Here is a 16,133-nt window from a genome sequence, read left to right on the forward strand (position 1 = left end):
TAATAAAAAAATAAATCAGAAAATATTCGGATAAAAAATATTTGACAAGGCCATAAATACCAAAAAATAAAATTGCCATTCACCAAAAAAATAATTAATTTGTAAATGAAGATTGAATTTCATATCAATGAAAACCAAATATCTGATTTGCTTAGCTACTGTTTCTGTCTTAACCAGTATTGTGGCAACTACTACTGCAGCTAGGAGTGCCACGATCGTTCAATCCGCTTCAGTGCCACTGATCCCAACAAATATCAATGACGAGCCTCTCACACCTGTTATCAACCCCTTCGACACCAGTCTCGGTACCCTTGATGCCGTAACCATAGAATTTAACGGGCTAATGTCAGGAGACGCACGGAGCGAAAGCCTAGACGCAAAGCCAGCAACTCTGACTTGGAATCTGGAAGGCTTATTCACATTGGTCGGAGCAAATAATACAACCCTGTTCACACAGACAGCAACAGTAAGAGATTCAGCCGTTGTCGCTGCCTATGATGGCACATTAGATTTCCAGGGCGAGTCTGCAGTTTCATTCATCGGACTAACAGCTAATGTATCTGGTGAGAAGACATTCACAAATGGTTCCGTATTTAATGCATTCCTGGGCACTCAACCCGTAGACTTTTTCTTCTCTGCGGAAACCATATCGATTGTTAACGGAACCGCTAATATACTCAATGCGATCGCAACAAAAGCCCAAGGGGATGTTCAGGTTACTTACGACTACACACCATCAGAGCCAGAGTCAGTACCAGAACCCACGACTCCCCTTGGCTTAGGTTTAGTCGCAGGACTAAAACTGTTGTGGCAACGAAAGGAATATCGTTAATTGGTAAGCATTCAGCGGTCAGCGGTCAGCGGTCAGCTTATTTCATTCAAAAGCACCGATTGCGCTACTTGAGGTGCTGCACGAACAGTAGCGTGCCCATAGCCGATAAGCACCTCAAGTAACGTGGCCACAAGTCAATGGCTGATATAGCAGAAGTCAGAAGTCAGAAAAACTCTTGCGCTTACTTAGGTTTGAGACTAATGTCGATGTCCTAACTGCCCTGGCGACTGCTATAGCTGATAGCTGATAGCTGAATGCTTACGTTAATTGTTGATTGTTGATTGTTGATTGTTGATTCTTAAGAGCAAATTTTCAATTGCTTTAAGTGATATCTTTGAAAGCCACTTATTCTAAGGCTGTTTCGGTATCCTTAGGGGTGACCAAAAATACATCGATATAACTTTTCTACCCGGTATCATTCTTGAATACTTGATGATTTTGGATTTCAAATCTTTTCCTGAGCTCATTCTGTAATTGCTCAGCGCTATCTGGATTTATGTTATTATTATGTACCAGCAACAGCCGGGAAAATAAATGGTGACAAACTGCCCATTATTGATTATATAAAACATCAATAGGTGCTGAACTTTGATAGTAAGAACTTGTCGCTAAATCCAGGAACGGAACCACATCCGCAGGTGATACCCTGACCCAGACAAGGGTAGACCTAAGTAAATTGGTAACCAGAATATAAAAGCTAGTACAACTACCAAGATTACGGTGACACCAGCACTACGATACTGGTTTTGCTCACTGTGTAGCCAGCGGTCAACTAGCCAAGCTAGTGCTAATCCTGAAAACACTGAAGCTCCCATATAATGATAAAGAAACGTGCAGCGAGTCACTTTCGTCCAGGGCAATAGGTTAGCGGCGTAGTTTACGATCAAATAGAGGGTAATCCAGGTATAGGAGGTTGGTATGGATTTCCAGCCCACCCCTTCGATGATGCGTTGGGTTAACAGCAGCAACAGCAACAAAATTGCTGTAGTCGAGAGCCACCATAGGAAAGGATTGCCCATGGCATGGACATCATAGATTAAATTGCTCCCACCAGCCGATAAGGGGGAGTCAGTGGAAACAGCCTCAGGGGTGTGACTAGCAGTCTGATAAAAGTAAGCAACCGGACGCCACATTAACAGCCAACTATACCACCGGGAACAGTAAGGATGGACGTCAGTGCCACTGCCGACATTTTGATGGAAGGTTAAAATTTTGACTTGAGACTCCCAGAATCCAGGGGTAGGATTCATCAGTAAGTGAGGAATCCACAGGAGGCTGTAGGTGAGAGCTGGTAAAATTACCAAGTTCAGCACCATGTGCCCGACATTGAGTTCTGTCAGGTGTTGTAATGGATGGCTTAAGGATGGTATGGGACGAGTACGGGTTGTCTCCCCAAAATAGGTTCTAAATAATTGCCATACCCAAGCGACAGCCCATACTATATAAATGCCTAACAAAAACCACAAGCCATTCCACTTAATCGCTGCGGAAGCACCAAAAAACACACCAGATAGGATTAGCATCAGCCAGGGTTTGGCACCATGACGATTCAGAGCCAGGAGGAAAAACAACTGACCCAGTAATCCCAAGATCACTAAATATATATTGTTGAGGGCATAGCGGGATTCTACCAGGAATAAACCATCAGTAGCTGCGAACAGAGCAGCAATCAAAGCATAGCTGCGACGTCGATTGAGTTGATAAGCCAAAGCCGCCACTACCATCGGAATCAAAGAACCCGTCAGGGCATTCAGCCATCGGTAACTCCAGGTAGACCGTAACGAACCAGTCAGCTCGTTAACCGTATCCTGTCCAAAGGGGAGGTGAGAGCCAATCCAGATGCCAATGGCAATGATGTACTGACTTAGGGGAGGATGGGGATTGAAAAAGGAAGTACCGGTTAAGTAGTTATTGGCAAATATAGCGTAGTAAACTTCATCGAATACCAGGCGATTAAATCGACCCAGTCCCCAAAATCGCAGGGCGAGTGACAGTAAAACAATGGCAGTTATGCCAATGCTAAACCAGGGGATAGACGAATCAGACGGCTTTTTTGGCAAAATCATCACCATCGAGGCTTGGGTTATCGGTCAATGGCACACTAGACTTCGCGGCAGTTGTCGGGAACAGGGAACAGCGGATCTGGGAACAGTGGACAAGAATTGACGCAAACACTAATTAGAAAAATACTTTTGCAAGAGGTCTACTCAATCTGGAGTAGAGGAGACCTTGATCAGAAATTCTTTTCTGGGGGAAGAGCGGGAAGAGAGATAAGAGTGGAAAGACAACACTGCCCTTTTATCCCCCTTGTCTGCCTTCCCTAATTCCGAAAGTATAACAGGACTTACGCACAGACTCCATGGGTATGGTGGTCAAGGTTTTGCAAACCCTACAGGTAGCGTTAAATTGAGGTATTTGCGTAAGTCCTATATAAAATATGCCAATTAAATGCACACTAGCTTAATAACCTGTAAGCTGATCACCTACAACCTGTAACTTATATAGCACTACCCATTAAGATGTTTGACATTGTCTTGATGCAAAGCGCGAGTGGGGGAAACCACGGCAGTCGCTCATGGGGGGGACCCCCAAGACCGCGCTGCCTCCCCAAGACCGTAATGGTGCGCTTGACCTTGGCGAATTAAATTCGCCACGGGTCGCACCTCTGCATCGCTTCTAAACTCCGAAACCTAGTCAATGCTTACTTTTGACTTCTGACTTCTCACTTGAGACTTGCACGTAGCGCTATACCTCCTCAGCATGTGTAGCTCGGATAAATGAAATTGGTACACCTTATCCCTCTTATACCTTTTGTAGTTTTTAGGATTTTAAACCCTTTAAAGGTTTTGCACGCTTATCCTCCCTTCGTTTCTCCCTCGTGCCTATACAATTGTGATATAACCAAAAAAATTATCAGACAAGTATTCCGGATTTTCCTCTAACTGGATTGAAAAATTAATAATAGGCATCACCACTTGACCTTTCATTATTATTATCAAATTGCTTCACAATTTTCACACAAAGTCTCACTAAACTTAAACTATTGATAAAGATTATGAATGAAAAATATTTTTAGTATTAAACCAGAGTTAACATTCCAAAAAAATCGTTATAATTTAGCAGGTTTTTATGGACAAATAGAAAAATATATTTTTCTCCTTTAGGAGAGTAATTCCTGGGTGTGCTGCCACTCTAAACCCTCAGTAGCAGTAAAGATATTTTTATCGTTAATAGAGAAAAATATGCCTCTGCTAATGACTTAAAATTCAAGGATTCAAACAATCAAAACCCACAGAGTTAGCACATACTAAACACTTATGAGTACCAGAGATACTAATCAAATAAATGGCAGAAACAGTAATCAAATAAATGACACAGAGATTAATCAAATAAATGGCACAGAGCACGATGACGACCTCCGAGGTAGCGATGAACAAGTTGTACGAGATGAGATCTACGGCCAAGGGGGTGCTGACAGTCTATTCGGAGGTCCCGGAGGTGACTATATCAACCCTGGTATTGATAATTCTGCTGATGTGATCTGGTATAAGACGTTTTCCGAGAGGACGGACCTGATCGAAAACTTCGATCCCAACGATGAAGATATTGTGGTTCTAACCTCTGGTTTCTTTTGGGATCTTGTTGAAGAATACGGTTTGAATTCAGATGCCAATGTTGACGATTGGTTGAAAATTGAGTTGGAAATTGATCAGTTTGGTTCACATGCTCTTATTAAAGTAGATCGAGATGGTCTTCAAGGCAACACCCCCTTCAGAACATTAGCTACCCTGAAAAATGTTGATCCAAACGATCTAACTATAGATATTCAAGAAGATGGCGATTTTATCATCGGATGATTAACCACAGGTGATTTAGGATTGTCAAGATCAGCTTCGAGGTTACGTGTGGAACCAATCAGCAATCCGGTCAGTCTTCAACCCAAGACTGTCAGATGGGTTTCCAGCGTCTACTCGGACAAAATATCCACTTTGGAACTGGGAAGCATCTACCCATGACTAATCTCTAGTTCTCAACAAAGATAATAAATATGTTTCAGCTTAAAAACCACAAGTGCTTCTCTTTGAGAACAGGTATTGTCAGCCTGATCGGTGTGGCCAGTTTATTGGATACTAATCCTGCCTCAGCTGCCATCATCACTAATGGTAGTTTTGAAAACGATTTTACGGGCTGGGAAACATTGGGTAGTGCTTCTGTGCGCACCGCAGGTTTTGGTAGTAAACCTACTGACGGCAGTTTCTATGCCCAGCTAGATACATTCCTTCCCCAGGAAAAAGAGAACTTCCTGGAGCTAGCCAATTTTCTAGAGCTGAACATTACAGCGCTGGATAATCTGGGCGCGGGAAAGGGGGAGGTGTTTGAAGGATCAGCAATCAGAACTACCTTTACAGCCGTTGCAGGAGATGTGCTTAATTTCGATTACAACTTCCTCACAGATGATTACGGTTCCGAATATTTTAATGACTTCGCTTTTGTGGGAATTTCCGGTCAGGTGAGTGGTTTGGCTGATACGTTCTCAGTATTAGCTGATTCCATGACACCTTTTGTGAATGAAACTGGTTTTAGCACCTACTCTCAGACAATTGCTGCTTCTGGAACCTACACCTTCACCATAGGTGTGACAGATGTTGGGGATGGTGCTTTTGATTCAGGACTACTAATCGATAATGTCAATGTAGTCAGACTGGAACCAACTGATCCCCCCTCCGTTCCAACACCAACTGATCCCCCCTCCGTTCCAACACCAACTGATCCCCCCTCCGTTCCAACACCAACTGATCCCACCTCCGTTCCAGAACCAACCTCTATATTGGCGTTAATAGCCATCGGGGCTTTAGGGGTGAGAAGTCAGTGGAACAAAGACAAAAAAAAGTGTGAGGGAACTACTAAAACACTGCACAGCTAATTGGGAGACCCGCGAAAAATGGACTAAAGACTCTGACCAATGAACTAGAGCGATAAGGAGCGAGTGTTGGTTCCCAGTAATTCTAATCATGACAGAACGCCATGGGCGATTTCTATTCTGCAATAGTTACGCTTCACGCCTATCCCAACGGCAGGAAAATCTCTTAGCTTAGACTAATTACCTTAGACTAACAAAGTTACAAACAAAGTTACACATGCTCTAAAATCCGAATTATGTTATTATGAAATGATACCGATTATGCATATCAGTGAACAACGTAAAATCAATCTCCGCAACAAGTAATAGCTCGTTGCTCTAGGGCTTGTGCTCCTCGTGTTGTTATTTCAGGTCCAATGAGCAGAACTTTATCGCAAACCCAAATCTTTTGAAAACTTAATATATAGTCAACCCAAGTGGCGAGTACTCAGCTATAGCGCTACGCTTAGCGTCAGAAGTTAGAAGTCAGCAAGGTTCGAAGTAGGCGATTACTTACGTTTCGGAGTTTAGGAATGTCAAACATCATATGTAGTGCTATATCAGCGGTCAGCCCAGTTGCTTAGAACTGACCCTCAACCAATAACCAAACGCTCCGTGGGCAATGCACAATCAACGGCCTTACTGAACTAAGCAATGATATCAAGTAGTGTGGTATCAGTAGTCAGTTACCCAGTACCCATTACCAATTAGCTATTATAGCGCTACGCGCAAGTCTCAAGTGAGAAGTCAGAAGTCAAAAGTAAGCATTGACTAGGTTTCGGAGTTTAGAAGCGATGCAGAGGTGCGACCCGTGGCGAATTTAATTCGCCAAGGTCAAGCGCACCATTACGGTCTTGGGGAGGCAGCGCGGTCTTGGGGGTCCCCCCCATGAGCGACTGCCGTGGTTTCCCCCACTCGCGCTTTGCATCAAGACAATGTCAAACATCTTAATGGGTAGTGCTATACCAATACCCTATTTTCGTGAATGTGGAAAAACTGTACTGTTGAAGCTTGAAAATTAGGAATTATAATATACGGTGGGTAATATCTCCATCCTATCCACCTAGCGCTACCACAAAGCCAAACATTTCTTATGGGGACAACTACAGTTTTACGAATAGGCGATCGCGTCATTAGTGCAGAAGAAATTGTTCCCCTGCTAGCTGGTTACCAATTGCTGCCACCGTTAATCCGTGAGATTATCATTGACGAGGCAGTGGCTACCGCAAGCTGCACACCAGAGGAGAAGGCTCAAGCCTATCAGCAGTTCTTGGAAAAAAATCAGCTCATTGACGAGACGGCTAAACAGGCTTGGCTAAAGCAGCGTGGTATGAATCCAGCTCAATTAGAAGCCCTAGCGGTACGAAGTATTCTGATTGAGAAATACAAACAACAAACCTGGAGTCACAAACTGGAATCTTATTTTCTGGAGAGGAAGGGACAATTAGACCGGGTGATTTATTCCCTGATTCGGACTAAAGACCCAGGGGTAGCCCAAGAAATCTATTTCCGAATTCAAGAAGGAGAAGAGTCTTTTGCTGACCTAGCCAGGGAATATTCCCAAGGACCAGAAGCTCAGACTGGCGGATTAATCGGTCCGGTTGAACTGAGCGTACCTCACCCCGCCTTAGCCCAAATGCTTCGCCTGAGCCAACCCGGACAACTGTTCCCACCGACACGCTTGGGAGAATGGCTGTTAATCGTGCGTTTGGAGAAGTTTATGCCAGCCCAGTTAGATGATTCGATGCGCCAGCGACTACTGAATGAATGTTTCAGCACCTGGCTAAGTGAGCAACTGAATCAGCAATTAGCGGCGCTAGATTAACGACTTGACTTTCTAATGAAACTAAACTCAAGAAACTAAATAGATGGCTAAAATTCCGGATTTGGGGGAAAATAGGCGGGATTTGGCTAATAGTTTGGGCTAACCGCGCCAGATGGGGAAGATTCCGAAAAACCCCTCTAGCTTGGGGATATGGTAATCCTGAAGCTGTGCCGTGGCTAAATGATCAGTAGTCTATGGTGTACGGTAAAATTTTTGTTCTTTAAGGCTAGTCTCAATAGACTTTGCCTGATTCCATCATAGCATAGCCAACTAGTTACATTTCTTGATGGAAGCGCTAAGCAATTCCTAGGGTGCGTTACAGAGTCTTTACATAAAAGACAGACCTACTATGCTTAGCATATCCTAATAAATACCCCATTAGAAGCTGTTATCAAATTTAATTAAGCTAACTAATCTCAAATTTAAGCTAAGTAATCTCCTAAGAGGCTCAATGACCTATACAACAACAATTCAAGAGTTTCTAGCTGGTATTTCTCCGTTCAATAAATTGTCAAGGACAGCACTGCAAAAACTGTCCACGAGTTGCCAACTGTTGCGCTACCGCATGGGTCAGACAATTGTGGTCAGGGATAAAATGCCAGGCCAAATCTCGATTTTATTCCAAGGAAAAGCCCGTCTCATCGGCTATGACCAACGCCGTCAAACCCCCACAACCCTCAAATTACTACAACCAGGAGCGATTATTGGCTGGGTCAGTTTGGTCAGGGGCATACCCTGTGAAACTGCGATCGCATCGGTGGAAGCGGTTTGTGTCACCATCAATGCGGCTGACTTCTTAGGGCTGCTAGATACAGAAAAATCTTTCTCAGATGCCTTCAAAGCCCGTTGTGGTCTAGTGGAAATCTTTGATCTTTTGGGAACAGAGTTGGGGCGTCGGGCTGAGGCAGAGACTGACCTCAAAGCACTTGCCCTGTTAGCCTGGTCAGACGCTTTAGTTTATAACCTGCCTCGGGGCAAGCAAATGTCAAGCCAACTCGACCCCAATCGAGTATGGTTTGTGAGTGGGGGAGCAGCCGCCAATTTACCAGTAGGGTCTTGTCTGAGTTCAGAAGCATTGTCTAGCTTACAGGTCAATGGTCATGGTGCAACGCGCTTGGTGGGAATTCCAGAAGCTATTTTCTCTGAGCAAACCGCCAATGACTCGGAAACCCTGGCTGAGCCTACCGATACAATTCCCAGTATACCTCAAGACGATATTCCCCAGGCTCCAGACCGACCGGATCAAGCTCCCGAGACGATTTACACTGGCCAGACTACTCCTACAAAATTCCCCTTTATACGGGGTAAAGGAGCAGTGCAGGAATCCTTGGCTTGTTTCCAAATGCTGAGTAAGTACTTTAAAATTCCTTTCCGGCGAGATAGTATACGGAAGGTGCTAAAAAACCAGCATGCTCGCACCGGTCAAATCTCCCTTCAGCACTGTGGTGCAGTGGCAGAACTGATGGGATTAACTGCCCAACTCGCAACAGTACCAGCTAACGCTATCAAACGTTTACCTACCCCAGCCATGCTGTTGTGGCACGATAGCTTAGCTATTCTCTATGAAGCCAGTGAACGGCAAATAGTGCTGGCGGTGCCACAGCTGGGAATTCAACGGCTTAAACCCAAAGATTTTGAAGAAAACTGGGGAGAAGGCGGGCAGGTACTTCTGTTAAAACCTACCAAAGACACCCCTACCCAGCGGTTTGGTCTGAGTTGGTTTTGGCCTTCTATCGTTCGTTACCGCAAGGTATTGACGGAAGTTTTAATTGCTTCTTTCTTTGTCCAACTGTTGGGTCTAGCCTATCCCTTGATTATCCGGGTACTCATTGACAAAGTGATATCCCAAAACAGTACCGATACCTTGCAAGTACTGGGAATTTTACTGTTGGTGGTGTCGGTTTTTGAGGGGGTTTTAATCACCCTGCGTACCTACCTGTTTGTAGATACGACCAACCGTATCGATATGGCTCTCGGTTCCGAGATTATCGACCACCTGTTGCGCTTACCGTTAAATTATTTCGAGAAACGACCCGTTGGGGAGTTGTCCACTCGGATCAATGAGCTAGAAAATATCCGCCAGTTTTTGACCGGGACAGCCCTAACCGTGGTGTTAGATTCAGTCTTTTCTGTAATCTACATCGTGGTCATGTTCCTCTTTAGTTGGGTGCTGACCCTGGTGACTTTGTCAGTAATCCCTTTGTTCATGCTCCTGACCCTGATCGTTTCCCCAATTGTCCGGCAACAGCTACGCAATAAAGCGGAACGGAATGCTCAAACCCAATCCTATCTAGTGGAGGTATTATCTGGCATTTCCACCGTTAAAGCCCAGAATATTGAATTGCGATCGCGTTGGAAATGGCAAGAGAAATATGCGCGCTATGTTAGTGAAGGCTTCAAGAATGTGCTAACCTCTACCGCTGCTAGTTCTATGAGCACCTTCTTGAACAAACTCTCGGGTTTACTTGTGCTTTGGGTAGGGGTCTATCTAGTACTAGATGGACAATTAAGCTTAGGGGGGTTGATTGCCTTTCGGATTATTGGGGGCTACGTTACCAGTCCCTTGCTGCGTTTAGCCCAACTTTGGCAAAACTTCCAGTCTACAGCCCTATCTCTCGAACGCCTCAGTGACATTGTCGATACACCCAAAGAAGTGGCTGAAGCAGACCAGGGTAATATCCCCTTGCCCTCTATCACGGGAGACATTCGCTATGAAAATCTCTCCTTCCGCTTTGCCAAGAGTGGACCAATGCAACTGAATAACATTAACGTCGAGATTCCAGCTGGTTCATTTGTAGGGATTGTGGGGCAAAGTGGTTCCGGTAAGAGTACCATGACCAAACTTTTGGCTAGACTCTATGGTCCAGAGTCCGGTCGCATCATTGTCGATGGTTACGATATCTCGAAAGTCGAACTCTATTCCCTGCGGCGTCAGATTGGGATTGTGCCTCAGGAAACCCTCTTGTTTGAGGGAACCGTTCAAGAGAATATTGCTCTGACCAATCCTGATGCAGACAGTGAGGAAATTATTCAGGCAGCAAAGATAGCAGTGGCCCACGATTTTATCATGGAATTGCCTTTGGGTTACAATAGCAGCGTTGGCGAAAGGGGTTCAGGTCTTTCCGGGGGACAACGACAGCGTATTGCGATCGCCAGAACGATTTTGCAATCACCCCAGTTAATGATATTAGATGAAGCCACCAGCGCCCTCGATTATGACACCGAGCGGCAAGTGTGTTTAAATCTAGCGGAAGCTTTTCAACAAAGCACGGTATTGTTCATTACCCACCGCCTAGGAACCATTCGCAACGCTGATATCATTTTGATGATGGATCGGGGTTCAATAGTAGAGCAAGGTACTCATGATGAACTGATGGCTCAGAAAGGTCGTTACTATTGCCTCTACATGCAACAAGATGCTCAAATGTAGCTATGAAGGGTGAAGGGTGAAGGATTAACCATGAAGGGTTAAGCATTAAGGATTAAGGGTGAAGGATTAAGTGTGTATTGTCTCGGTATTTGCTATTTGGTTTAACCCTTGGTATCGGATAGACTAGGCTCAAGGATAAAAAAATACTAGTGGTCGGGTAGTTGGTTTTACAGAGGCTATCAAGTGAGAGCGAGAAGTTTTGGCTAACTCCCCCTAAAGTAAGTGATAAAAATGATCAATGAGTCAGTTTTTTATTAGTTACTAAATTTAATTATTCAACCAGATAATTATCTTAACATTCCGAGAAAATCCTTCATTCTTTATTATTTATCCTTCATTCTTTATTATTTATCCTTCATTCTTTATTATTTATCCTTCATTATTCATCCTTTCCGAAGTATTAACGAATAGCAGGAGCTAATAACTATGAGCCCATATAATGGCAATGGTAATGGCAATGGTAATGGCAATGGTTCCAAACCAAATCCAAAAATAAACTTAGGTTCTGTGGGTACTATTAGCAAAATGGCAGTTCCTCAAGACACCAGGGACAGACGTCGTGCTTCTAATAGTCACCTCGAATTCGACCAGCCGGTTATTCTAGAACAATCGCCCCATTGGTCTCATGCCATTCTCTGGGCACTGTTGAGTCTAACAACTTTTGGTATGGTGTGGGCTTACTTTGCCAAAATTGACTATGCCGTTCCCGCCCGGGGCAAGCTAGAGCCACAAGGTGCGGTTAAAGAAGTCCAAGCTCCTGTGGGTGGAGTGGTGACAAAAATTCATATTAAGGAAGGACAGCGGGTTAAAGAAGGGGATTTGCTCCTTTCGTTTGAGCCCAAGGCTACTCAGGCTCAACTCACGTCTCTCAATAAACGCCGTGCTACCTTAATCAGAGAAAACCAGTTTTATCAGGCTGCAATTAGTAATCCTAATTATCCACCTGTACCACCACCAGGTATGGATATACAACTGTCCTCACAACTGCCTTCTCTGATCGCTAGTCGAAACACGCTACTGTCAGAAATTGGACTTTATCGCGCTCAACTTAGTGGAGGTTCTTCTAGGGCTAATCTTAACCCTGAACAACGAATTCGTTTACAATATGGTACTGCTGCACTTGACGCTCGGATCGCTGAACTTGAGAGTAGAATTGGCTCCCTAGAGGAACAGCTGAAACAGAATCAGATTCAACTTGCCAATGGCCGAGACATCCTAACAGTTGAGGAGGGTATTCTGACAGACCTCAGACCCCTGTATGAACAAGGGGGCTTTTCTAAGATTCAGTTCTTGAGGCAGCAAAATGAGGTCAAAAATCGCCAAACTGAGGTAAACGCTAGGATTGAAGAAGAAAAACGCTTGCAAAAAGAAATTGCTGGGGTCAGAGCGAATCTACTCAGTACCATTGCGTCTTCTCAACGAGAACTGGCTGATTTGATGGCCCAGAATAAAGAAAGAATTGATAGCATAAACACCCAAATAGCTAGCATTATCAGTCAATTAAACCAACGCATTGTTGATAACAATAAGCAGATGGCAGAAATTGATAGCCAGTTGCAGCAGGCTCAACTAACCCTAAGCTATCAAGAACTACGAGCTCCTGTTGATGGAACAGTCTTTGATTTGCAACCCTCAACTCCTGGTTTTGTTGCCAATACCACTCAGCCAGTGCTCAAAATTGTTCCCGGTAGCTCTCTGATTGCTAAGGTATATCTTACCAACCGAGACATCGGGTTTGTGGATGAAGGTATGGAAACCGAAGTCAGAGTTGACTCTTTTCCCTTTAGTGAGTTTGGTGATGTAAAAGGTGAGGTACTATCTATTGGTTCTGATGCCCTACCACCGGATCCTGCGGAACTGCGTCAAGACTATACTTTCCCTGCCAAAATTAAATTGGATAAACAGTTCATTCAAGCTTATGGCAAAGAAGTGCAATTGCAATCGGGTATGTCTATCAGTGCCAATATCCGGGTGCGTAAACGAACAGTGATGAGTATTTTCACCGAGATGTTTTTGGATAAGACTGAAAGCTTGACCAAAATGCGTTAGCTATCAGCTATCAGCTATCAGCTATCAGCTATCAGCTATCAGCTATCAGCTCTCAGCTCTCAGCTCTCAGCTCTCAGCTCTCAGCTATCAGCTATCAGCTATCAGCTATCAGCTATCAGCTATCAGCTATCAGCTATCAGCTATCAGCTATCAGCTATCAGCTATCAGCTATCAGCTTTGTGGCACAGGCTAGAAGCCTGTGCCACAAAACTGTTCCCGTAGCGTGGCCAACGGCCAAGGGCAAATCCCCACAGTTAAATCGAACTATTAAATTCTCCCGTTCAAGGTTTATTTTAAATAAGCTGATGGCACCTCAATTAGCTTGCGCGTAGCGCATATGCTGACAGCTGAATGCTGACAGCTGAATGCTGACGGCTGAATGCTGACATGTTTCCCTACCTAAGCGATCGCTCTAGGTGTTGGTTGTTGCTATTGGCGGCAACCACTCCTCAAGATTACGGTTCTACCGACTGCTGAGTTTAAGCACAGATGGGTACATTGATGGAAGTAAAGTACATAAAACTTTACACCAGGGTGATCTCTCACCCACTGCTTAAATTCGGTAAGGTGAACCGGGGATGTTTGAACATTTTACAGATAAAGCGATCAAATCCATCATGCTGGCTCAGGAGGAAACCCGTCGCTTGGGACACAGCCTCGTAGGAACTGAGCAATTGCTGTTGGGTTTGATTGCACAACGAACAGCTGTGGCAGCCAGAGTGCTGAGGGATTTTGGTGTTACCCTCGAAGATGCTCGCTACTCGGTGGAAAACACTGTGGGTAGGGGTTCGAGAATGGTTAGCTCAGAACTTCCTTTCACCCCCAAAGCCAAAGAAGTTTTCCAGCAATCTTTCCAGGAAGCTAAGCAACTTGGACACAACTACATCGATACTGAACATTTGTTGCTAGCTATTATTCACGACAAGAACAGCGTTGCCAGTCAAGTACTGGTAAACCTGGGTGTAGACCTCACAGAATTACGCACCCATGTCAACAGTTCCATAGCAGAATTAACAGCAGCAACGACTGCTAAGGGAAAAGGTTCCTCGTTTAGAGGGAATACTCAAAACCAGAAAGCTACCTTAGAAGAATTTGGAACTAATCTGACCAAGTTAGCTGCAGAGGGCAAACTGGATCCGGTGGTTGGTCGTCAGCAGGAAATCGAGCGGGTGGTTCAGATTTTAGGTCGTCGTAGCAAGAATAACCCGATATTACTGGGGGAACCCGGAGTTGGGAAAACTGCGATCGCAGAAGGTCTAGCCCAACGGATTATATCTCAAGATGTTCCAGACCTGTTGGCAGACAAACAAGTGATTAGCCTAGATATGGCTTTATTGGTTTCTGGTACTCGCTTCCGGGGAGACTTTGAAGAACGGCTCAAGCAGGTTGTGTCTGAAGTCCAGCAATCCGGGAATATTATCCTAGTAATTGACGAAATTCACACCTTAGTTGGTGCAGGCTCCTTAGAAGGGGGTATGGATGCGGCTAATCTGCTTAAGCCTGCTCTAGCTAGAGGTGAACTCCAGTGCTTGGGAGCTACTACTCTCGATGAATACCGCAAGTATATTGAGAAAGACGCAGCACTAGAACGTCGTTTCCAGCCAGTCATGGTCTCGGAACCCTCTGTAGAGGATACCATTGACATACTCCATGGTTTGCGCTCAACCTACGAGGAGTATCACAAAGTCCAGATTTCCGACCAAGCGTTACTGGCTGCAGCTCAATTGTCAGACCGCTATATCTCGGACCGCTATTTACCCGACAAAGCCATTGACCTGATTGACGAAGCTGGGAGTCGGGTTCACTTGATGCACTCAAAGCCTTCTTCAAGGGCTAGAGCAGAATCAGAGTGGGAGAGTGAGGGAATTGAAGGTAAGTTATCTCCATCCCCAACTATTCCGATTGTGGATCAAGAAGACATTGCTCAAATCGTCGCGTCTTGGACTGGGATACCGGTCAATAAACTGACGGAATCTGAATCAGCTCTGCTGCTGCACTTGGAAGAAACCTTGCATGAGCGGATCATTGGTCAAGACGAAGCTGTTACTGCTGTGTCTCGGGCAATTCGTCGGGCAAGAGTTGGATTAAAGGATCCCAATCGACCGATTGCTAGCTTTATCTTCTCTGGTCCGACTGGAGTTGGTAAGACAGAACTGGCTAAATCTTTGGCTTCCTACCTGTTTGGGTCAGAAGACAAGATGATTCGCCTTGACATGTCGGAATATATGGAACGCCACACTGTTTCCAAGCTCATTGGTTCTCCCCCAGGGTTCGTGGGTTACGACGAAGGCGGTCAACTTACTGAAGCCGTGCGACGCCAGCCTTACTCGGTGGTACTATTTGACGAAATCGAGAAAGCTCACCCTGACGTTTTCAATGTACTGTTGCAACTGTTAGATGATGGTCGCTTAACCGATGCTAGAGGTCGTACTGTAGATTTCAAGAACACAATATTAATCATGACCTCCAACATCGGTTCTAAAGTGATTGAAAAAGGAGGTAGTGTTTTTGGCTTTGAGTCGTCAAAAACCTATGAGGAGTCTAGGTACAACCAGATCCGCACTCAGGTCAATGAAAATCTGAAAGACTATTTCCGTCCTGAGTTCCTCAACCGCCTTGACGATATAATTGTCTTCCGTCAGCTCAAGAAGAATGAAGTTAAGGAAATTGCGGAAATTCTGCTTCAGGAAATCTCTAGCTCTATACAAGAGAAAGGAATTATCCTGGAAGTCACAGAGGCTTTCAAGGACCACTTAGTCAAAGCAGGCTACGAACCGAGCTATGGTGCTAGACCTCTACGACGGGCAATTATGAGCCTGTTAGAAGATAGCTTAGCCGAAGCCATGCTATCTGGTCAGATTCAAGAGGGGGATACAGCAGTTGTTGATGTGGATGATCACGGTCAGGTCACCGTATTATCTGCAAACGCCCAAAAGAGGCTGCGGCAACCAGTTGGGGTTTGCTAGTGCCAAGGAATGATGCCAAATTTCGTTAAAGCCTGGACTTTAAAGGCTGGATCTGTAGAGGGGTTGCCTGCAATCCCTCTAACATATATCTACATCTACTATAAAAGATACAAAAAGTAGATATATACAGC

General features: G+C 44.7%; 9 protein-coding genes. 7 read left to right on the plus strand and 2 right to left on the minus strand.

Annotation, left to right across the window (positions count from 1 at the left end; translation table 11 throughout):
• The first annotated feature begins 127 nt into the window (after positions 1-127).
• Positions 128-832: a choice-of-anchor E domain-containing protein gene (locus LYNGBM3L_RS22975; RefSeq protein ID WP_009149339.1), complete on the plus strand. Its 705-nt coding sequence runs from the start codon at positions 128-130 to the stop codon at positions 830-832.
• A 608-nt stretch (positions 833-1,440) separates the two neighbouring features.
• Here the strand turns inward: LYNGBM3L_RS22975 and LYNGBM3L_RS22980 are convergent.
• Both LYNGBM3L_RS22980 and LYNGBM3L_RS48905 read right to left on the minus strand, forming a co-directional pair.
• A complete protein-coding gene (locus LYNGBM3L_RS22980) occupies positions 1,441-2,898 on the minus strand; it encodes a dolichyl-phosphate-mannose--protein mannosyltransferase (protein ID WP_044494450.1) in 1,458 nt (485 codons plus the stop codon).
• Positions 2,873-3,007 carry a hypothetical protein gene (locus LYNGBM3L_RS48905; RefSeq protein ID WP_267872080.1) on the minus strand — a complete coding sequence of 45 codons (135 nt, stop codon included), beginning with the start codon at positions 3,005-3,007 and terminating at the stop codon, positions 2,873-2,875. The genes LYNGBM3L_RS22980 and LYNGBM3L_RS48905 overlap by 26 nt, the downstream gene beginning before the upstream one ends.
• A gap of 1,142 nt (positions 3,008-4,149) precedes the next feature.
• Here LYNGBM3L_RS48905 and LYNGBM3L_RS22985 point away from each other — a divergent pair.
• The 6 genes from LYNGBM3L_RS22985 to LYNGBM3L_RS23010 all read left to right on the plus strand — a co-directional run bounded on the left by LYNGBM3L_RS22985 (position 4,150) and on the right by LYNGBM3L_RS23010 (position 16,002).
• Complete coding sequence (locus tag LYNGBM3L_RS22985) at positions 4,150-4,689, plus strand: hypothetical protein (RefSeq protein ID WP_009149351.1); 540 nt, start codon at positions 4,150-4,152, stop codon at positions 4,687-4,689.
• A gap of 191 nt (positions 4,690-4,880) precedes the next feature.
• A complete protein-coding gene (locus LYNGBM3L_RS35055) occupies positions 4,881-5,756 on the plus strand; it encodes a PEP-CTERM sorting domain-containing protein (protein ID WP_009149354.1) in 876 nt (291 codons plus the stop codon).
• Between the two features lie 1,069 nt (positions 5,757-6,825).
• Positions 6,826-7,557 (plus strand): peptidylprolyl isomerase, encoded by a 732-nt coding sequence (locus LYNGBM3L_RS22995; protein ID WP_009149356.1) that lies wholly within the window; start codon positions 6,826-6,828, stop codon positions 7,555-7,557.
• Positions 7,558-8,008: 451 nt separating this feature from the next.
• Complete coding sequence (locus LYNGBM3L_RS23000; RefSeq protein WP_009149359.1) at positions 8,009-10,987, plus strand: peptidase domain-containing ABC transporter; 2,979 nt, start codon at positions 8,009-8,011, stop codon at positions 10,985-10,987.
• Between the two features lie 426 nt (positions 10,988-11,413).
• The gene (locus LYNGBM3L_RS23005) at positions 11,414-13,036 is read left to right on the plus strand and encodes a beta-barrel domain-containing protein (protein ID WP_009149361.1); all 1,623 of its coding nucleotides are present in this window, start codon (positions 11,414-11,416) and stop codon (positions 13,034-13,036) included.
• Positions 13,037-13,614: 578 nt separating this feature from the next.
• Positions 13,615-16,002, plus strand: coding sequence for an ATP-dependent Clp protease ATP-binding subunit (locus LYNGBM3L_RS23010; protein WP_009149364.1), 2,388 nt, complete (start codon positions 13,615-13,617; stop codon positions 16,000-16,002).
• The last annotated feature ends 131 nt before the right edge of the window (positions 16,003-16,133 follow it).

Source organism: Moorena producens 3L, assembly GCF_000211815.1.
Lineage (GTDB): Bacteria > Cyanobacteriota > Cyanobacteriia > Cyanobacteriales > Coleofasciculaceae > Moorena > Moorena producens.